19 protein-coding genes are annotated in these 19978 nt (G+C 69.1%); 9 read left to right on the forward strand and 10 right to left on the reverse strand.

Annotated features, from left to right (window positions below; genetic code table 11):
- Positions 1-53 precede the first annotated feature (53 nt).
- From AU196_RS23140 to AU196_RS23155, 4 genes are all read left to right on the forward strand, one after another.
- Positions 54-701, forward strand: coding sequence for a TetR/AcrR family transcriptional regulator (locus AU196_RS23140; RefSeq protein ID WP_059097425.1), 648 nt, complete (start codon positions 54-56; stop codon positions 699-701).
- Positions 702-796: 95 nt separating this feature from the next.
- A complete protein-coding gene (locus AU196_RS23145; protein WP_082695842.1) occupies positions 797-2101 on the forward strand; it encodes a citrate synthase in 1305 nt (434 codons plus the stop codon).
- 76 nt (positions 2102-2177) lie between these two features.
- Positions 2178-3614: an MFS transporter gene (locus AU196_RS23150; protein WP_059097587.1), complete on the forward strand. Its 1437-nt coding sequence runs from the start codon at positions 2178-2180 to the stop codon at positions 3612-3614.
- On the forward strand, positions 3604-4020 hold the full coding sequence (locus AU196_RS23155) for a MarR family winged helix-turn-helix transcriptional regulator (RefSeq protein WP_059097426.1): 417 nt from the start codon (positions 3604-3606) through the stop codon (positions 4018-4020). The genes AU196_RS23150 and AU196_RS23155 overlap by 11 nt, the downstream gene beginning before the upstream one ends.
- 1 nt (position 4021) lies before the next feature.
- Here AU196_RS23155 and AU196_RS23160 read toward each other — a convergent pair whose 3' ends face one another.
- Genes AU196_RS23160 through AU196_RS23170 form a run of 3 tightly spaced genes read right to left on the reverse strand, consistent with a single transcriptional unit; the run spans position 4022 to position 6196 of the window.
- Positions 4022-4369, reverse strand: a complete 348-nt coding sequence (locus AU196_RS23160) for a hypothetical protein (RefSeq protein ID WP_059097588.1) — start codon at positions 4367-4369, stop codon at positions 4022-4024.
- A 31-nt stretch (positions 4370-4400) separates the two neighbouring features.
- A complete protein-coding gene (locus AU196_RS23165; RefSeq protein WP_353647256.1) occupies positions 4401-5930 on the reverse strand; it encodes a phytoene desaturase family protein in 1530 nt (509 codons plus the stop codon).
- A 17-nt stretch (positions 5931-5947) separates the two neighbouring features.
- Positions 5948-6196 (reverse strand): DUF2630 family protein, encoded by a 249-nt coding sequence (locus AU196_RS23170; RefSeq protein ID WP_059097427.1) that lies wholly within the window; start codon positions 6194-6196, stop codon positions 5948-5950.
- A 36-nt stretch (positions 6197-6232) separates the two neighbouring features.
- On the opposite strand from AU196_RS23170, the gene AU196_RS23175 reads away from it, so the two are divergent.
- Positions 6233-6601: an FKBP-type peptidyl-prolyl cis-trans isomerase gene (locus AU196_RS23175; RefSeq protein WP_059097428.1), complete on the forward strand. Its 369-nt coding sequence runs from the start codon at positions 6233-6235 to the stop codon at positions 6599-6601.
- Between the two features lie 66 nt (positions 6602-6667).
- Here AU196_RS23175 and AU196_RS23180 read toward each other — a convergent pair whose 3' ends face one another.
- The 3 genes from AU196_RS23180 to AU196_RS23190 are packed head-to-tail and all read right to left on the reverse strand — an operon-like array spanning position 6668 to position 9489.
- Positions 6668-8011 carry a HAMP domain-containing sensor histidine kinase gene (locus tag AU196_RS23180; protein WP_059097429.1) on the reverse strand — a complete coding sequence of 448 codons (1344 nt, stop codon included), beginning with the start codon at positions 8009-8011 and terminating at the stop codon, positions 6668-6670.
- Between the two features lie 9 nt (positions 8012-8020).
- Positions 8021-8731 carry a two-component system response regulator PrrA gene (gene prrA / locus AU196_RS23185; protein ID WP_172800613.1) on the reverse strand — a complete coding sequence of 237 codons (711 nt, stop codon included), beginning with the start codon at positions 8729-8731 and terminating at the stop codon, positions 8021-8023.
- Positions 8732-8748: 17 nt separating this feature from the next.
- Positions 8749-9489: a potassium channel family protein gene (locus tag AU196_RS23190; RefSeq protein ID WP_059097590.1), complete on the reverse strand. Its 741-nt coding sequence runs from the start codon at positions 9487-9489 to the stop codon at positions 8749-8751.
- 116 nt (positions 9490-9605) lie between these two features.
- Between AU196_RS23190 and AU196_RS23195 the strand changes: the two genes are divergently transcribed.
- From AU196_RS23195 to AU196_RS23210, 4 genes are all read left to right on the forward strand, one after another.
- Positions 9606-11489, forward strand: a complete 1884-nt coding sequence (locus AU196_RS23195; RefSeq protein ID WP_059097430.1) for an ABC transporter ATP-binding protein — start codon at positions 9606-9608, stop codon at positions 11487-11489.
- A gap of 51 nt (positions 11490-11540) precedes the next feature.
- A complete protein-coding gene (locus AU196_RS23200; protein WP_059097431.1) occupies positions 11541-13472 on the forward strand; it encodes an ABC transporter ATP-binding protein in 1932 nt (643 codons plus the stop codon).
- Positions 13469-15295 (forward strand): ABC transporter ATP-binding protein, encoded by a 1827-nt coding sequence (locus AU196_RS23205; protein ID WP_059097432.1) that lies wholly within the window; start codon positions 13469-13471, stop codon positions 15293-15295. The genes AU196_RS23200 and AU196_RS23205 overlap by 4 nt, the downstream gene beginning before the upstream one ends.
- Before the next feature lie 111 nt (positions 15296-15406).
- Positions 15407-16282, forward strand: a complete 876-nt coding sequence (locus AU196_RS23210; protein ID WP_059097433.1) for a putative endonuclease domain-containing protein — start codon at positions 15407-15409, stop codon at positions 16280-16282.
- Positions 16283-16316: 34 nt separating this feature from the next.
- Here AU196_RS23210 and AU196_RS23215 read toward each other — a convergent pair whose 3' ends face one another.
- The 4 genes from AU196_RS23215 to AU196_RS23225 form a co-directional block, all read right to left on the reverse strand.
- Positions 16317-17093 carry a GGDEF domain-containing protein gene (locus AU196_RS23215; protein WP_231737687.1) on the reverse strand — a complete coding sequence of 259 codons (777 nt, stop codon included), beginning with the start codon at positions 17091-17093 and terminating at the stop codon, positions 16317-16319.
- Positions 16976-17401 (reverse strand): hypothetical protein, encoded by a 426-nt coding sequence (locus AU196_RS26200; protein ID WP_231737688.1) that lies wholly within the window; start codon positions 17399-17401, stop codon positions 16976-16978. Before AU196_RS26200 ends, AU196_RS23215 begins: the two co-directional genes overlap by 118 nt.
- 91 nt (positions 17402-17492) lie before the next feature.
- Complete coding sequence (locus tag AU196_RS23220) at positions 17493-18860, reverse strand: NAD(P)-binding protein (RefSeq protein ID WP_059097434.1); 1368 nt, start codon at positions 18858-18860, stop codon at positions 17493-17495.
- A 1-nt stretch (position 18861) separates the two neighbouring features.
- Positions 18862-19965, reverse strand: coding sequence for an epoxide hydrolase family protein (locus AU196_RS23225; RefSeq protein WP_059097435.1), 1104 nt, complete (start codon positions 19963-19965; stop codon positions 18862-18864).
- Positions 19966-19978 lie beyond the last annotated feature (13 nt).

The raw sequence follows: 19978 nt of genomic DNA on the forward strand, positions 1-19978 counted from the left end.
CCGGATGTCAAGATCAACTGTTTTTTGCCCACGGCCGGACTAGCATCTCAAGAGTGGCTGATCTCGACGGCGCACCGGTCCCCGGCCTGCGCGAACGCAAGAAACAGCGCACCCGCAACACCCTGATCAACGCCGCGGTCGAACTCTGCGACCGGCAGGGTTTCGAGAACACCACCGTCGATCAGATCGCGGCGGTCGCCGACGTCTCGCCCCGCACCTTCAGCCGCTACTTCGCGACCAAGGAAGCGGTGGTGTTGGCCGTCATCGACGACATCATCGAGATCGTCGCCGTCGAACTGCGCAGGCAACCGCCCGACATCAGCCACATCGAGGCGATCTTCCGCAGCCACGTCCGGGCGTTCGAGGCCACCAAGACCGCGTCGCCGACCGGTCTCACCGAGGAGCGGTTGCTGGCGTCGGCGCGGATCGTGACGTCCTCCGAGGCGCTGATGCACGCGTCCACCCGCTTCCGGCTCGACGCGGTGAACTCCGCGCTCGTCGACCGTATGGGCACCGCGCCCGACGATCGCCGCCTGCAACTGGTGGCCGCGGTGTGGGGCGCGATCATGATGACCGCGCTCGCCGACCTCGGGCCCCGCATCGACTGGGACGTGATGACCGTCGATGACATCGTGTCCCGGATCGAGGCGGCGTACGCGCAGTTCCTCGATGTGACCGCCGACGTCAGGCAGCTGGTCTGAGCAACTGCCCGCCCCCCGCAAGCACGTCCGTCACGATGGGGCTACCTTTTGTAGACGAGGGTCTGCACCTGCGGAGCGACGATGAAGGGATTCCCGTGGCCGATAATCCGTCCAGTGCGACTGAGCACGCCAAGCTGAGCTACCCCGGCGGCGAGCTCGAGCTGGATATCGTCCCGGCCACTGAGGGTGCCGACGGCATCGCGCTGGGGTCGCTGCTGGCGAAGACCGGTTACACGACATTCGACGGCGGTTTCGTCAACACCGCGTCGACGAAGAGTGCGATCACCTACATCGACGGCGACGCGGGCATCCTGCGCTACCGCGGTTATCCGATCGAGCAGCTGGCCGAGAAGTCGACGTTCATCGAGGTGAGCTACCTGCTCATCTACGGTGAGCTGCCGACCGCCGACCAGCTCGAGGACTTCACCACCAAGATCCAGCGGCACACCCTGCTGCACGAGGACCTCAAGCGGTTCTTCGACGGGTTCCCGCGCAACGCCCACCCGATGCCGGTGCTGTCGAGTGCGGTCAACGCGCTGAGCGCGTACTACCAGGATTCGCTGGATCCGATGGACAAGAACCAGGTCGAGCTGTCCACGATCCGGCTGCTGGCCAAGCTGCCGACCATCGCGGCGTACGCGTACAAGAAGTCCGAGGGGCAGCCGTTCCTGTACCCGGACAACTCGCTGACGCTGGTGGAGAACTTCCTGCGGATGACGTTCGGCTTCCCGGCCGAGCCCTACGAGGTCGATCCGGAGATCGTGCGGGCGCTCGACATGCTGCTGATCCTGCACGCCGACCACGAGCAGAACTGTTCGACGTCGACGGTGCGCCTGGTCGGCTCGTCGCAGGCCAACCTGTTCACCTCGATCTCCGGCGGGATCAACGCGCTGTGGGGTCCGCTGCACGGCGGCGCCAACCAGGCGGTGCTGGAGATGCTGACCAAGATCCAGCAGTCCGACGGCGACGTCCGCGAGTTCGTGCGCAAGGTCAAGGACCGCGAGGACGGCGTGAAGCTGATGGGCTTCGGGCACCGCGTGTACAAGAACTACGATCCGCGCGCCCGCATCGTCAAGGAGCAGGCGGACAAGATCCTGGGCAAGATGGGTGTCGAGGACGAACTGCTCGACATCGCGAAGTCGCTCGAGGAAGTGGCGCTGACCGACGACTTCTTCGTCGAACGCAAGCTCTACCCGAACGTCGACTTCTACACCGGCGTGATCTACCGGGCCATGGGCTTCCCGACGCGGATGTTCACGGTGCTGTTCGCGCTGGGCCGGCTGCCCGGCTGGATCGCGCACTGGCGTGAGATGCACTCGGAGCCCGGCAAGATCGGCCGCCCGCGGCAGATCTACACCGGCTACACCGAGCGCGACTACGTCGACACCTCGAACCGCTAGCGCACCACGCGCGCCCGCGAGTTTGCCTCGGGGACAGTTGTAGTTTCACAATGGTTGGGTGATCGACACCGCCGGCATGAGCGCGCGGCGCAAGGCCATCATCCTGGTCTCGTGCTGCCTGAGCCTGCTGATCGTGTCGATGGACGCCACGATCGTCAACGTCGCGATCCCGGCGATCCGCTCCGATCTGCACGCCTCGCCGTCGCAGCTGCAATGGGTGGTCGACATCTACACCCTGGTGCTCGCGTCGCTGCTGATCCTGGCGGGGGCGACGGGGGACCGGTTCGGCCGCCGCCGGGTGTTCCAGATCGGGCTCACCGTCTTCGCCGTCGGATCGCTGCTGTGCAGCGTCGCGCCCAACATCGAGACGTTGATCGTGGCGCGCCTGCTCCAGGCGATCGGCGGTTCGATGATGAATCCCGTTGCGCTGTCGATCGTCTCGCAGATCTTCACCGCGCCGGTGGAACGCGCCAGGGCGCTGGGCATCTGGGGTTCTGTGGTCGGCATCGCGATGTCGATCGGGCCGATCGTCGGCGGTCTGCTCATCGAGACCGTCAGCTGGCGGGCGGTGTTCTGGATCAACCTGCCGATCTGCGCGGCGGCGATCGTCCTCACCGCGGTGTTCGTGCCCGAGACCAAGTCGACCACCATGCGCACCATCGATCCGATCGGTCAGGCGCTGGCCGTGCTGTTCCTGTTCGGCGTCGTCTTCGCGCTGATCGAGGGGCCGGGGCTGGGCTGGGCCCACCCGTCGACGCTGATCGCGGCCGTCGTCGCGGCGGTGTCGTTCGTCTTCTTCCTGCGCTACGAATCGCGCCGCGACGACCCGTTCATCGACCTGCGCTTCTTCCGCAGCATCCCGTTCAGCGCGGCGACGGTGACCGCGATATCGGCGTTCGCCGGATGGGGTGCGTTCCTGTTCATGATGTCGCTCTACCTGCAGGGTGAGCGCGGATACTCGGCCATGGAGACCGGCCTGATCTACCTGCCGATCGCGATCGGGGCGCTGCTCTTCTCACCGCTGTCGGGCCGGCTGGTGGGGCGGTTCGGCGCCCGGCCGTCGCTGCTGGTCGCCGGGGTGCTGATCACGGCGGCGTCGGCGATGCTGAGCTTCCTCACCGCGACCACCCCCGTTTGGCAGTTGCTCGTGGTCTTCGCCGTCTTCGGGATCGGCTTCTCGATGGTCAACGCGCCGATCACCAACGCCGCGGTCAGCGGGATGCCGTTGGAGCGGGCGGGCGCCGCGTCGGCGGTGACCTCGACCAGCAGGCAGATCGGGGTGAGTATCGGTGTGGCACTGTGCGGTTCGGTCGCGGGTGGCGCGTTGGCCGGGACGTCGACGGACTTCGCCGCCGCGGCGCGGCCGCTGTGGTTCGTGTGCGTGGCGCTCGGTCTGGTCATCACCGCGCTGGCGGTGTACTCGACGTCGGGCCGGGCGACGCGTTCCGCCGACCGGCTGGCGCCGCTGATCTCCGGGGATGTGGTGACACAGGGGGTGACCCGTGCCGCGTAACCCGCTGGCCGACGAGGTGTGGGCGGCGTTGACGGCGCTGGTCTTCGACAACCGGGACAGCTGGCGGCGCGCGGTGGTCGAGGAGACGGGACTGCCGTTCAGTCGCGTGCGGGTGTTGCGACGGCTGGGCCGCCGGCCGATGACGGTGAAACAGGTGGCGCAGGCCGCGGCACTCGACGCCCCGGCCGCCACCGTCGCGGTCAACGATCTGGAGGACCGCGGCCTGGTGGTCCGCGAGGTCGACCCGGCGAACCGCCGCTGCAAGACGGTGTCGCTGACCGACGCGGGCCGCGCCGTGCTGGCAAGGATCGAGGCCATCGACGATCCCGCCCCCGACGGGCTGGCGGCCCTGGGCGACGACGAACTGAGGGCGCTGCGGGCGACGCTGGCGAAGCTGGTGAGCTGACTCAGACCCGGGTCAGCGTGACGTTGTACAACCGCACCCCGGCGTCGGTGGGCGCGATGTCGACGAACGTCGGGACGTCGCGGATCGCGTCGCCCTTGGCGATCACGTTGCCCCACACCTCGATCGCGCAGGGAAAACCTTTGCAGCGCAACCAGAATCCCGGTGCGCTCTGGTACGGCGGCATGCTCGGCGCCTGGTCGACGCGGTAGCGCCCGGGCGGGATGAAGGCGGTGGCCCAGCCCTGTGAGGCCCGCTCGTCGACACCGAACAGTCCGTTGCTGCCGTAGCTCGGCGTCGCGGTGGCGGGTGCGGCGAGGCCGATTCCCGCCGCGGTGACCCCGGCCAGCACCCAGATGGCGTTCACGCAGGCCAGCGTACGCTCAGCTGTCCAGCACAGCCATGGCCGCGTTGTGCCCGCCCATCCCGGAGACCCCGCCACCCCGGCGGGAACCCGACCCGCACAGCAGGATTCGCGGGTGCCGGGTGGCCACCCCCCAGCGCTGTGGCGCGGTGTCCAACGGATCGTCGTCCTCGGCGAACGGCCACTGCAGCCCGCCGTGGAAGATGTTGCCGCCGGTCATGTTCAGGCTGTGCTCCAGGTCGGCCGTGGTCTTCGTCTCGATGCACAGCCGGCCCGCCGCGTCCTCCATCACCACATCGTGAATCGATTCGGCGAGAACGGAATTGAGCGAGGTGAGGACGGCGGAGGTCAGGGTGTTGCGCATCCGCTCGTCGTCCCCGTGGGCCAGCAGGGTGTGCGGGGTGTGCAGCCCGAACACGGTCAGGGTGTGCGCGCCCGCGGCCCGCAAGTCGTCGGACAGGATCGTCGGATCGGCCAGCGAGTGGCAGTAGATCTCGCACGGCAGCGGCTGCGGCACCTCTCCGGCCGCTGCGCGGTCGTGGGCCGCGTCGAGTTGGGACAGTGTCTCGTTGATGTGGAACGTCCCACCGAACGCCTGTTCGGCCGGGACCGTCGTATCGCGCAGCGCCGGCAACCGCCGCAGCATCAGGTTGACCTTCACCTGGGAGCCGGGCGCCGACGGCGGCGCCGGCTCGTCGAGGAGGCCGGCCAGCACGGTGGGGGTCACGTTGGCGAGCACGAACCGGGCACCCGCCCGGTGTTCGCGCCCGTTCGCCGAGTAGGTGACCTCACCGTCGGGCGCGATCCGGGTGACCTCGGCGCCGGTGGTGATCTCGGCGCCGAAGCCGGCCGCGGCCGCGGCCAGCGCCCCGCTCACCGCGCCCATCCCGCCCACCGGCACGTCCCAGTCGCCGGTCCCGCCGCCGAGCAGGTGATAGAGGAAGCAGACGTTCTGCGCCAGCGACGGATCGTCGGTGCGGGCGAAGGTGCCGATCAGCGCGTCGGTGGCCATCACCCCGCGCACCAGGTCGTTGCGCGCGGCGGCGGTGATCGCCTCGCCGATGGGCGCTTCGGTGACCGCCTGCCACACATCCTCGGTGCCGCCCGCCGACAGCACGTGGCGGCGGACCTGCTCGCGAGTCATCAACGGGGCGGTCAACGTCGGCCACAGGGGTTCGGTCACCGTGCGGAACCGGCGGTAGAAGTCGGCGAACCCCGCCTCGTCGGCGGCGGCGCCGATCGCGCCGAAGGTGCTCGTCGGTCCGATGAGCAGGCCGGTGTGCCCACCCGTGGCCGGATCGGGCGTATAGGAGGAGTACCGCCGTTTGACCAGTCGGATCCGCGCGCCGAGGTCGTCGACGATGCGCCGGGGCAGCAGGCTGACCAGATAGGAGTAGCGAGACAGGCGGGCGTCCACACCGTCGAACGCATGTGCCGACACCGCGGCCCCGCCGACGTGGTCGAGCCGCTCGAGCAGCTGGACCCGGCGCCCGGCGCGCGCGAGATAGGCGGCGGCGACCAACCCGTTGTGGCCGCCTCCGACGATCAACGCGTCGTAGGCGGCGCTCAGTTCAGGTAGCCCTCGACCTCGTCGGCCGGGCGCACCTGTGCCTCCCGCGGATCCCTGCCGCTCTCGCGCAGCGCGCGCCGCTGCCGCAGCAGGTCCCAGCACTGGTCGAGCTGAACCTCCACCGCGCGCAGCCGCTGATGTTCTTCGCTCTCGTCGATCTCGCGCTGCTGCAGGGCCTCGCGGAGCTTCTGTTCCTCGGCGACGAGCTCGTTGACCTGAGCCAGGATGTCTTGGTCTGATGCCACCGCACCAGTCTGCCCGACTACCGTGGGGATGTGACTGTGAACCCAGGACAGAAACCCGAGATCGACTTCCCGGACGGCCCGGCCCCGGCCGAGCTGGTCATCGAGGACCTGGTCGTCGGCGAGGGCCCCGAGGCCGTGCCCGGCGCGAACGTCGAAGTCCACTACGTCGGCGTGGAGTACGACACCGGCGAGGAGTTCGACAGCTCGTGGAACCGCGGCCAGTCGATCGAGTTCCCGCTGCAGGGGCTGATCCAGGGCTGGCAGGACGGAATCCCGGGGATGCGCGTCGGCGGCCGCCGCAAGCTGACGATCCCACCCGCTCAGGCATACGGCCCCGAGGGCGGCGGTCACCGCCTCTCGGGCAAGACGCTGATCTTCGTCATCGACCTGCTGGCCACCCGGTAGCCGCCGAACGTGAGCTTGTGCGCGAGAAATCACCGGAGACTCGCGCACGAGTTCACGTTTGCGGTATCACTGCGGGCCGGGTAGCCGCAGCAGCAGCCGGGCCCCGCCGATGGGGCTGGCCTCGAGCGTCGCGGTGCCGCCATGGAGTTCGGCCTGCTGCGCCACCAGCGCGAGTCCCAGCCCCGAGCCGGAATGCGATGCGGTCGACCCGCGGGAGAACCGCTCGAACACCCGGGTGCGTTCCTCCTCGGGCACCCCGACGCCGTCGTCGTCGATCGTGATCTCCACGCCCGCGCGGGAACTGACCGCCGACAGCTGCACCCGCGTCGCGCCGCCGTGTTTGACCGCGTTGGCGATCGCGTTGTCCACCGCGAGCCGCAACCCGGCGGGCAGTCCGACGATGATCACGGTCGGCGCCGGGACCAATGTCACCTCGAGGTCCGGGTACACGCGCATCGCGTCGTGGGCGGCGCGGTCGAGCAGTTCGGTGATGTCGACGGGCACGTGGTCGTCGGCGGTGGACAGCTCGCCCTGGGCGAGGCGTTCGAGCGCGGACAGCGTCGCCTCGATGCGCGACTGCGTCCGGATGACGTCGTTGACCACCTCTTTGCGCTGCTCGTCGGCGAGGTCAAGGGTGGCGAGCACCTCGAGGTTGGTCCGCATCGCGGTCAGCGGCGTGCGCAGTTCGTGGGCCGAGACCGAGGCGAAGTCGCGGGCCGACGCGAGCGCGGCCTTGGTGCGGTCCTGTTCGGACCAGATCCGTTCGAGCATGCCCTTGACGGCCTCGGCGATCTCGACGGCCTCGGAGGCGCCGCGCACCTCGACGTCGGGGGCTTCGTCGCCGGCGTCGATCTGGCGGGTCTGTTCGGCCAGGCGTTTGAGCGGGCGCACCGCGAACGCGGCCAGCAGCCAGCCCAGCAGGGTGGCCGCCCCGACCGCCAGCGCGCAGATGATGATCACCCGCCGGTGCAGGTTGTTGGTGTCGGCGACGGTGGCGTCGTAGGTGGCGCCCACTTCCACCGACATCTGTTCGGGGAAGCGGATGTCGACGGTGCGCACCCGGTAGCGCACCCCGTCGACGTAGGTGTCGGCGTAGCCCGCGGGCGCCTCCGGCAGCACCACCTCGGAGTTCGAGGTGACCTCGCCGTCCGGCCGGCGCACCGTGATCACGACGTCCTGGTTGTTGGGCGACTTCGGGATGGTGTCGAGGCCGCGCGGCAGGAACGGGATCGCGAAACCCGCCGCCTCGTCGAGCCGGCGGTCGAGGCGCTCCTTGCGGTCGTTGGTGATGCCGACCCACACCACGGTCCCGACGATGACGACGACGATCGCCGCGCCGATCGCTGTCGCGAAGGCCACCCTGGTCCGCAGGGACGGGGTGCGGCGGAAGATCCGCGACAGCAGGCTCACGATGGCGTCCTATTGCGTCCGGAGCACGAACCCCACACCGCGCACGGTGTGCAGCAGGCGCGGCGCGCCACCTGCCTCGAGCTTGCGGCGCAGGTAACCGATGAACACGTCGACGACGTTGGTGTCGGCGGCGAAGTCGTAGCCCCAGACGAGTTCGAGCAGCTGGGCGCGCGAGAGCACCGCGGTCTTGTGCTCGGCGAGCACGGCCAGCAGGTCGAATTCGCGTTTGGTCAGGTCGACGTCGACGCCGTTGACGCGGGCGCGCCGGCCGGGGATGTCGACCTCGAGCGGACCGACCTGGATGGTCTCCGACGAGAAGGTCGCCGACGAACCGCGCCGGCGCAGCAGCGCCTTGACCCGGGCCACCAGTTCGGCCAACACGAACGGTTTGACCAGGTAGTCGTCGGCCCCGGCCTCCAGTCCGGCCACCCGGTCGTCGACGCTGCTGCGCGCGCTGAGCACACAGACGGGCACGTCGTTGTCCATGGCGCGCAGGGCGGTCACCACGCTGACCCCGTCGAGGACGGGCATGTTGATGTCGAGGACGATCGCATCCGGACGCGTCTCGGTCGCGCTGCGCAGCGCCTCGGCACCGTCCACGGCCGTGGACACGTCGAATCCGGACAGCCGCAACCCGCGCTCCAACGACGCCAGCACGTCGGGGTCGTCGTCCACGACCAGTACCCGGGGCGATCCCACACCACTGTCCATGGGTGCAATCTTGCCTGAAACGGAGGTCAGGCTGGGGGAGGCGGCGCGGCGGAACGCGGTGGCTCCTCACGCAACCGCGCGATCTCGCCGCGCAGATCCGCGATCTCGTCGAGCAGCCTGCCGATGTGTTCGGTCGTCACCATGCGACCGGCGGCGTCCTCGTCCGACACCCGCTGCACGATCCACGACGCCAGCGTCGCGGTGATCGAGCCGACGAGGCTGATCCCGCCGATCATCAGCAGCACCGCGATCACCCGCCCCGTCGCGGTGACCGGCGTCAGGTCGCCGTACCCGACGGTGGTGATGGTGGTGATCGACCACCACACGGCCTGGCCGAAATCGTTGATGTGGGCCCCGGGCTGCCCGCGTTCGCTCTCGAGCACCGCCAGCGACGCGACGAACACCAGCAGCACCGCACCGGCGACGGTGTACATGACCACCCGGCCGCGGATCGCGTTGCCCACCGCGCGGTGCATCACCGTGATGAGCGTGACCAACCGCAGCAGTTGCAGCGGCCGCAGCAGCGGCAGGATCACGATCGCCAGGTCGAACAGGTGCCGGTAGAACCACCGCCACCGGTCGTCGGCCATCCCCAGGCGCACCAGGTAGTCGACCACGAACAACGACCACGACACCGCCGTCACCGCGCGGGTGATGTCCGCGCCCAGGCCGTGCGGTCGAACCAGCACGTCGACGGCGTAGGCGGCCAGGAAGAGCAGGGCGACACCCGCCAGCGGCCATTCCGTACGCCGCTCCCACTTCTGCATCGTGTTCTGCGCTGGCGTCACGTCCCGGGTCCTTACCCACGGCCGGCCCCGCCGAACCCCGCATCCCGCCCGGGAACAATTGACCTCACCTTTTGTTGAGGTTCTACGGTGAATTCATGAGTATCGAAACGGTCGCCCGGCAGACCCTCTACCGCCAGGCGCACGCCCGCGGCGGGGATCTGCATGCGCTGGCCGACCGTGCGCTGCTGCGCCGCATCTGGCGTTTCGCCGACCGGCATCATCGCAGGCTCGCCGCGTTCGTGGCGGTCAGCGTGCTCAGCGCGACGCTCGCGGTCGCCACGCCCGTGCTGGCGGGCCGGGTGGTCGACGAGATCACCGACGGCGGTGCGCCTCGGGTCGTGGTCGGGCTGGCCGCGATCATCGCCACCGTCGCCCTGGCCGAGGCGGCGGTGTCGCTGCTGACCCGCTGGCTGTCCTCGACCATCGGTGAGGGCCTCATCTTCGACCTGCGCACCGCGGTGTTCGAGCACGTGCAGAGGATGCCGGTGGCGTTCTTCATGCGCACCCGCACCGGCGCGCTGGTCAGCCGCCTCGGTAACGACGTGCTCGGCGCGCAGCGCGCGTTCTCCGACACGCTCTCCGGTGTCGTCTCCAACCTGGTCACGTTGACGCTCACCCTCGGGGTGATGCTCGCGATCTCCTGGCAGATCACCGTCGTTGCACTGGTGCTGGTGCCTTTGTTCGTGCTGCCCGCCCGCCGGATCGGCGCAAAGATGGCGCATCTGTCTCGCGAGAGCGCCATCCACAACGCGACGATGAACACCCAGATGACCGAGCGGTTCTCGGCGCCGGGCGCCACCCTGGTCAAGCTGTTCGGCCGCCCCGCCACCGAAGCGCACGAATTCGCCGTCCGCGCCGGACGGGTCCGCGACATCGGGGTGCGGTCGGCGATGCTGCAGTCGACGTTCATGAACTCGCTGACGCTGATGTCGGCGCTCGCCCTGGCGCTGGTCTACGGCCTCGGCGGGGTGATCGCGCTCGGCGGTCATCTGCAGGCCGGCGCGATCGTGTCGCTCGCGCTGCTGCTGACGCGGCTCTACGCGCCGCTGACCGCGCTGGCCAACGCCCGCGTCGAGATCGCCAGTGCGCTGGTGTCGTTCGAGCGGGTCTTCGAGGTGCTCGACCTGGAGCCGATCATCCGGGAGGAGCCCGACGCGGTCCCGGTGCCCGACGGCCCCGTCCGTGTCGAATTCGATCAGGTGCGGTTCTCGTACCCGACGGCCGACAAGGTGTCCCTGGCCTCCCTCGAGGAGGTCGCGGTGCTCGACGACCGCGACGACGGCGAGGTGCTGCACGGCATCACGTTCACCGCGGAACCGGGGCAGATGGTCGCGCTCGTCGGATCGTCGGGGGCGGGCAAGTCGACGATCGCGGCGCTGCTGGCCCGCCTGTACGACGTCGACTCCGGCGCGGTGCGCCTGGCCGGCATGGACGTGCGCGACGTGACGTTCGAATCGCTGCGCGACACCGTCGGCATGGTCACCCAGGACGGGCACCTGTTCCACGAATCGATCCGCGCCAACCTCCTGCTGGCCGCGCCCGACGGTGCCGACGATGAGCAGCTGTGGGAGGTGCTGCGCCGGGCCAGGCTGGCCGACGTGGTCGCCGCGATGCCCGACGGGCTCGACACCGTTGTCGGTGAGCGTGGCTACCGTCTGTCGGGCGGGCAGCGGCAACGGCTGACCATCGCCCGCCTGCTGTTGGGAAGGTCACGCGTGGTGGTGCTCGACGAGGCGACGGCGGCGCTGGACTCGGCGTCCGAAGCCGCCGTGCAGCAGGCCCTCGCCGAAGCGCTGGCGGGCCGGACGTCGCTGGTCATCGCGCACCGGCTGTCCACCGTGCGGGCCGCCGACCTGATCCTGGTGGTCGAGGACGGCCGGATCGTCGAACGCGGGACGCACCGCCAGCTGATCGGCCGCGGCGGCCGCTACGCGGAGCTGTACGAGACGCAGTTCGCGGAGCCGGAGGCGGTTGCGTGACGTTTTCCGCCGTGACGTTATCGAGTTGCCGCCGATGGGAAGATTGACTAAGTGGCCAATCCCGATTCACGCGCCCTCGTGTCGGCGCCCGCGATCGCTGCTCGGCGGACGCGGCCGAGGGCCGGCTCCGACCTGTGGCGGCTGCTGCCGTACCTGATGCCCTACCGGGCGCGCTGGATCGCGATGTTCGTCATCGCGATCACCAGCCTGGGCGCGACGATCTCGATCCCGCTGATGACCAAGGCCGTCATCGACGGGCCGGTTCGCCACCAGGATCAGCAGGGTCTGTGGGTGCTGGGCGCCGCGGCGATGGGCGTCGGTGTCACCGAGGCCGTGCTGTGGTTCATCCGCCGGTGGCTGGTGTCGCGCGCCACCATGGGCGTCGAGGCCGACATCCGCAAGGACCTCTACGCCCGGCTGCAGATCCTGCCGATGAGTTTCCACGGCCGCTGGCAGTCCGGCCAGCTGCTGTCGCGGGTGATGAACGATCTGTCGACGATCCGCCGGTTCATGTCGTTCGGGTTGGTGTTCCTGGTCCTCAACGGGCTGCAGATCGTCGTCGTCACCGCGATCCTGCTGTCGATGTACTGGCCGCTCGGAGTGGTCGTGCTGGTGTCGATCGTGCCGATCACGATGACGGTGCTGCACTTCCAGCGGGAGTACACCCGGCTCTCGCGGCTGGCGCAGGATCAGTCCGGCCACGTCGCCACCCACGTCGAGGAGGCGGCACTGGGGCTGCGGGTGGTCAAGTCGTTCGGACGGGAGGACTACGTCTACGACCGGTTCGACGCCCAGCTGACCGATCTCTACGACACCCAGGTGAGCCGGGTGTCGGTGTCCGCGAAGTTCTGGACCCTGCTCGAGGTCATCCCGAACCTGACGCTGATCGTGGTGCTCGGCTTCGGCGCCTACGCGGCCGGCAACGGCTTCGTCACGCTCGGCACGCTCGTCGCGTTCATCACGATGATGCTGTCGCTGGTGTGGCCGATCGCGTCGCTCGGTTTCCTGCTGTCGATGATGCAGGAGTCCTACACCGCGGCCAATCGCATCGCCGAGATCTTCGACGCGCCACGGGAGATCGCCGACGGCCCGCGCACCGACAGCCCGCGCGGCGGGCGGCTCGAACTCGTCGACGTCGGATTCCGGTTCCCGGACGCCGAACCGCACGACTGGGCTCTGCGCCACGTCAGTCTCACCGTCGAACCGGGGGAGACGCTGGCGCTGGTCGGGTCGACCGGATCGGGCAAGTCGGTGCTGGCGGCGCTGCTGTCGAGGCTCTACGACGTCACCGAGGGGGCGATCCGGATCGACGGTGTCGACATCCGGGAGTTGTCGCTGCCCGCGCTGCGCCAGGCGGTCGCGACAGCGTTCGAGGATCCGACGTTGTTCTCGATGTCGGTCGCGGAGAACCTTCGACTGGGCAGGCCGGACGCCACCGACGAACAGCTCGCCGAGGCCGTCGAGGTGGCCGCCGCCCAGTTCGTCCACGATCTGCCGTTCGGGCTCGACACCCGCATCGGCGAACAGGGGATGAGCCTGTCCGGCGGTCAGCGGCAACGCCTGTCGCTGGCCCGTGCGATCCTCGCCGCCCCCAGGATCCTTGTGCTCGACGACACGCTGTCCGCACTCGACGTGCACACCGAGGCCGTCGTGGAGGAGGCGCTGCGCCGGGTGCTGCACGCCGTCACCGGCATCGTCGTGGCGCACCGGGCGTCGACGGTGTTGCTCGCCGATAAGGTCGCGCTACTCGAGGACGGGACCGTCACCCACGTCGGCACGCACGCGCAGTTGCTCGCCGACGTGCCCCGGTACCGCTATCTGCTGGCCGCCGACGACGAGCTCGACGACGGCGCCGAACGCGTCGCCGACTGGGAGGACGACGATGCGCGCGAGCGCATCGAACACTCCTACACCGAACACGAGGCGACCGACGAGGCCTGCGCCGATCGCCGCTTCGTGACGTCGGAGGCCGAACGCCGATGACCGTCACCGACTGGCGCGGACGCGTCAAGGACGAGCGGGACCCCGACGACCTCCCGATCGACGAGAGCGTGCCCCGCCGCCGCGAGGCCAGGGCGCTGTTGGGCAGCCTGCTCAAGCCGTACCGGATGACGGTGTTCCTGCTCGCGCTCGTCGTGGTGGTGGAGAACGCCGCGCGGCTGTCCGTGCCGATCCTCGTCCAGCGCGGGATCGACCACGGCATCCCGCCGCTGCTCGACGGCGGGTCGGCCCGCGAGCTGATGCTCATCGTCGGCGCGCTGTGCGGGGTGGTGCTCGTGCAGGCCGGCGGGCGGATGTTCTTCCTGCGGCGTTCGGGCCGGATCGGCCAGAAGGTGCTGCTGGAGTTGCGCCGCAGGGTGTTCCGGCATTTCCAGCGCCTCGACATCGCCTTCCACGACCGGTACACCTCGGGCCGGGTGGTGAGCCGCTCGACCAACGACGTCGAAGCCATCCAGGACATGCTGGAGACGGGCTTCGACAGCCTGATCACCGCGGTGCTCACGCTGGTCGGGACGGCGGTGCTGCTGGTGACGCTCGACGTCAAGCTCGGGCTGATGTGCCTGGCCGCGTTCCCGATCCTGGTGGCGCTGGTGTGGTGGTTCCGCAACGAGTCGGCCAAGACATACCGCAAGGTGCGGGAGAGCGCTGCGCTGGTGATCGTCCAGTTCGTCGAGACGATGACCGGTATCAAGGCGGTTCAGGCGTACCGCCGCGAACCGCGCAACCAGGAGATCTTCGAGGACATCGCCGACGAGTACCGCGTCATCAACGAGCGGACCTTCCGGCTGCTGGCGATCTTCATGCCGGGGGTGAAGCTGGTCGGCAACATCACCACCGGGGTGGTGCTGCTCTACGGCGGGTACCGGGCGCTGCACGGCGAGATGACGATCGGCACACTGACCGCGTTCCTGCTCTACCTGCGGATGTTCTTCGAACCGATGCAGGAGATCTCGCAGTTCTTCAACACCTTCCAGTCGGCGTCGTCGGCGTTGGAGAAGCTGGCGGGCGTGCTCGCCGAGAAGCCGGGCATCGAGGACCCCGCGGACCCGGTGGGTCTGGACACCGTGCGGGGGGAGATCTCCTTCGACCGCGTGCGCTTCGGGTACTCGCCGGACCGGCCGGTGCTGCCGGGGCTGGACCTGACCGTCCCGGCCGGGCAGACCGTCGCGCTGGTCGGCACGACCGGTGCGGGCAAGACGACGATCGCCAAACTGATCGCCCGGTTCTACGACCCGACATCGGGGTCGGTGACGCTCGACGGCACCGATCTGCGCCGGCTCTCACAGAGTGAGCTGCGCAGGCACGTGGTGATGGTGACGCAGGAGAACTTCATGTTCGAGGGCACGATCGCCGACAACATCCGGTTCGGCAACCCGGAGGCCACCGACGCGGAGGTGCGCGCGGCGGCGCAGGCGGTCGGGGCGGACCGGTTCATCGACTCGTTGCCCGAGGGATATGACACCGATGTCGCCAAGCGGGGCGGCCGGCTGTCGGCGGGGCAGCGTCAGTTGGTCGCGTTCGCACGGGCGTTCCTGGCCGACCCGGCGGTGCTGATCCTCGACGAGGCGACGTCGTCACTGGACATCCCCAGTGAGCGGATGGTGCAGCGCGCGTTGGAGACCGTGTTGAGCGACCGCACCGCGCTGGTCATCGCTCACCGGTTGTCGACGGTCGCGATCGCCGACGGGGTGCTGGTGCTCGAGGACGGTCGCATCGTCGAGGACGGCGCCCCCGCGGAGCTGATCGGGCGCGACGGCGGTCGGTACGCGGCCCTGCACCGCGCGTGGGAGCAGTCGCTGGCCTGAGGCCGGCTTTGTCGTGCGACGAGACGGAAGCCACGCAGGGGGTTCCTCGGACTTTCGCTGCGTAGTTTCAGTGTCGCCAGATCTGTCGGTGCCTGCTGCCAGCATCAGCGAATGGGGAGGATCTTCATCGGCACGGAGGCGTTGGCAAGCGGCGACGTCACACGGCATGAGTTGGCGCGCCGGCACACACGCATCTTTCCGGACGTGTATTGCCCTGAGCGGGTGGAGCTCTCGCTGAAGGACAGGATCTACGCGGCGTGGCTGTGGTCGCGGCGGCGCGCGGTGATCGGTGGGCTGTCGGCCGCGGCGATGCAGGGTGCGCCGTGGATCGACGACGGCATCCCGATCGAATTGATCTGGAACAACACCCATCCGCCCGAGGGTCTGATCGTCCGCAACGACACCGTCGCCACCGACGAGGTCGACCGCTTCGGTCGGATGCCCGTGACAACCTGCGTGCGAACGGCTTTCGATCTCGGTCGACGGCTACCACGCGATGACGCTGTCGCGAGGCTGGATGCGCTGATGTGGGCGCAGCGCTTCTCCGTCGACGATGTCCGGTCGTTGGCGCGGCGTTATCCCCGCGCGCGAGGGTCGAAGCGACTACGAGTCGCGTTGCCGCTGATCGACGCCGGCGCGGCCTCGCCAAAGGAAACCTGGTTGCGGCTGCTTCTCATCGACAACGGCTACGACTCGCTGATCACGCAGATCCCGGTTTTCGACCATCTCGGGCTCATCGGTGTTGCGGATATGGGCTGGCCCGAGTTGAGAATCGCCGTCGAGTACGACGGGGACTACCACCGGACGAGCCGGCGGCGCTATGTGATGGATCAGCGCAAGCTGCGACGTCTCGCAGCGCAAGGGTGGATCGTCGTCCGGGTGATCGCCGAAGACGACGAGGCCGACATCCTCTCGCGGGTGGAACGCGCCAGACGAATCCGCGAGACGGAAGCCACGCAGGGGGTCTCTCGGACTTTCGCTGCGTAGTTTCAGTGTCGCGGTGCCCGCGCCGCCTGAATCCTCAGCGATACGGTTCGCTGAAGTGGTGACACTTGTTGCCGCCGGCCCGCTTCGCCTCGTACATCGCCGCGTCGGCGGCCCGGACCATGCGGGCCAACGTCGACTCGTGACTCCCGGGCGCCGAATCCAGCGCGATGCACGCGGTTCCGACACTGGCGGTCACGGGTTCGGGCAGCGCGGCGATCTCCTCGCAGATCTGCTGCGCCAGCGGACCGGGATTGTCGGTGTCCAGGACGGCGGCGACGACGAATTCCTCACCGCCGCTGCGGCCGATCACCGCCGGGGCGCCGACGACGGCCCGGGACAGGGCCTGACCGACGGCGATCAGGGTCTCGTCGCCGACCTGATGGCCGTACGTGTCGTTGATCTGCTTGAAGTCGTCGAGGTCCACCACCACCATGACGAGGTGAGAGCCCGGCTGTCCCGCCTCGGCGGCGAGCAGCTTGGCGCTCTGGGTGTGGAAGGCCCTCCGGTTCAGCAGCCCGGTGAGCGGATCCCGGTCGGCCCGCGCCAGATCCACGCCGAGCGCCCGGACCAGGACGTGGATCGCGACCGGCATGGCGATGTTGATCTGCACGACGATGAACAGGTCGACGACCGCCATCGCGGGATGCCCGGACATGGCGATGCGCAGCGCGGCGATCACGCTGACGACCGCCGTCACCGCGAAGTTGTAGAGCACCAGCGCCGTCGAGTGGAAGAACGCGATGTAGGCGGCGATGGTCGCGAACGAGATGCACCCGAGCAGCGCTCCGTGGGGTTCGGGTAGGCCAGGCACGACAGGGCGATCGCGGCGTTCGACACGACGGCGAACACCACCGATTCGGTGTGGGTCGGCCAGCGGCGCAGCCACATCACCACCCCGACCACTCCGCCCCCGAACGCGGCCCACGTCATCGCGACGGGCACGGTGTGCTGTGGCCCGTCGTAGCGCAGCAGGATCACCAGACACAGCGCCAGCGACGCCGCGATCCCGCCCATCATGAGCCGGACCGCCCCGGTCATCCGGCGGGCGGCCAGATAGTCGCTCATCCACTCGTAGTGGTGCGCGTGTGACCACCATCGTCGCGAGAACGCCGCCGTCATCTTCCCCGCCCCCGGTTCGCCGCCGACCAACTGTTTCCCCCAGCAAACGCCTTCAGGGTACAACCCGTCGGCGACACCGCCGCAGCAACGCTCACGCGCCGGCGAGCAGCGCCTCGAGTTTGTCGTTGACGGCAGGCAGCTGTGAGGCCATCATTCCGACGATCCGTTCGCGGGCACGTTCGCTCACACCCGCAGTGACGTGGTGCAGGATGTTCAGCCGCGCGCCGTCGAGCCACGCCATCATCCGCGGATCGGCGAACCACCGCTGCTGATTGCGGTGGAACGCCAGCATCATGCGCAGCCAGTCGGCGGGGACGCGCGGATACGGCACCGGTCCGCAGTACGCGTTGCGCGTCTCGTCATCGCCGTAGGCCGCTTCGACGTGGCCGATCACCGAGGCGCTGAACGCCGGCTGGCACGTCCGCACGGTCTGCAGTGTGATCAGGTCACCGTCGAAGACCGTCGTCGGCGGTTTGTCGCCGAGACCGTCGGCGGTGCAGTCCACGTAGAGCGCATCACCGGCGATGTCGACACTGCCGCCGTCGAGCGTGACCCGGCCGGGCTCGACCGCGGTCACCCGCCCGAGCCGCACCACGTCCTCGACGCTGCGCAGCATCTCCAATTCGCCCTGCGACACGATCGCGCAGCGGTACATCGTGGGGTCGACGGATCGGTCGACCCGCAGCAAAGAGCCGTTCGACTCGAGGCGTCCGAACAGGTCCGGCAGCGACGTGGCGTCCCGGACCGCGGTCATCTGCCCGGTGAGGTCGGCGAGCACCCGTTTGGTGAAGTTCGACCCGGGTTGCACTGTCGCGCGGTCCATCAGCCACGACTCGCGGGGTTTGATCCACGTCAGCCGCGCCGGGGCCACACCGTGGCGGAGCAGGAACACGCACGCGTCCATCGCGGTCTTGCCCGCGCCGACGATGACGTACCGCTCGTGGGCGGCGATCCGCGGCAGTGCGTTCGGCGGTATGCACGCGACGCCGTCGGCCACGGCGTAGGTGGGTGGCCGCATCGACGGCACCACGACGTCGAAGTGGGTGACCACCGTCCGGCGCGCGGCAACCTCCACCTCGTCACCGCCGAGGGTGCGGATCCGCCCGTCGCCGAGGTGTTCGCTCATCGGCAGGTAGGTGACCCGCCCGGACGGCAGCAGATGCTCACGCACCACGGTCTCGTAGTACGCGCAGACCTCCGGACCGCCGGCCAGTTCGTAGAACCCGGCGTTGGGTCCGCTCTGGTCGATCGTGCCGCTGCCGAGCTGTCGCGAGTTGACGCCGTAGTACGCCGATGGCTGGTGCAGCCGGACGTACGGGTACGCGGTGGTCCAGTGCCCGCCGGGGGCGTGGTTGCGGTCGACGATGACGACGGTGGCGTCGGTCTCGGTGATCAGGGTGTCCACGAACGCCAACCCCATCGCACCCGCCCCGACGACGAGGTAGTCGGCGTCGAGCATGTCAGCGCACCGTGTCGAAGAAGGCGATGACGTCGCCCGCGAACAGCTCCGGCTGTTCGAGCGCGGCGAAGTGCCCGCCGCGCGGCATGTCCGTCCAATGGGTGAGGTGGTAGCTGTCCTCGCACCACGACCGTGGCATCCGGACGATCTCCTTCGGGAAGGACGCCACACCGGTCGGCACGCGGACCGGCCCCGAACCCCGGCCTCCGACACCACTTTCCCAGTACAGCCGGGCCGAGGACGCCGCCGATGCGGTCGACCAGTACAGCATGACGTTGTCGAGCAGTTCGTCCCTGGTGAACACGTTCTCGGGATGGCCGTCGCAGTCGCTCCACTCCCGGAACTTCTCGACGATCCAGGCGAGCTGCCCGACGGGGGAGTCGACCAGCCCGTAGCCCAGCGTCTGCGGGCGGGTGGCCTGCTGCTGGAAGTACCCGGTGCCCCAGCGCTTCCGTTCGGCCATCGCGGCGAGCGTCTGCTGTTCCTCGTCGGTGGGGTCGGTGAGATCCTTCGGTGGCCGCCCGATCGGCATGTTGGTGTGGATGGCGACGCATCCGCGTTCGTTGCGGCCGATCTGCGTGGTGACCACCGCACCCCAGTCACCGCCTTGGGCGCCGTAGCGGTCGTAGCCGAGACGCGCCATCAGCTCGTCCCAGGCCTCGGCGATGCGCTCGATGCCCCACCCGGTCGACGCCGGTTTGCCGGAGAATCCGTAACCCGGCAGCGACGGGCACACCACGTGGTAGCCGGCGTCGGCGAGTGGTTCGATGACCTTGGCGAACTCGGCGACGGATCCGGGCCACCCGTGGGTGAGGATCAGCGGGAACGCGTCGGGCCGCGACGACCGCTGGTGGACGAAGTGGATGTCGAGCCCGTCGATCTCGGTGGTGAACTGGTCGAACCGGTTGAGCGCGGTTTCGCGGGCCCGCCAGTCGTACCCGTCGGCCCAGTAGTGGGCCAGCTCCCGGGTGTAGGCGAGCGGGATGCCCTGGCTCCAGTCGTCGACGCATTCGGCCTCCGGCCACCGGGTGTTGGCCAGGCGGCTCTTCAGGTCGGTCAGGACGGCGTCGGGAACGTCGATGCGAAACGGTGTGACAGCGGACACACCAGCGATCCTC

The sequence above is a fragment of the Mycobacterium sp. IS-1742 genome (assembly GCF_001500125.1).
Taxonomy (GTDB): Bacteria; Actinomycetota; Actinomycetes; order Mycobacteriales; family Mycobacteriaceae; genus Mycobacterium.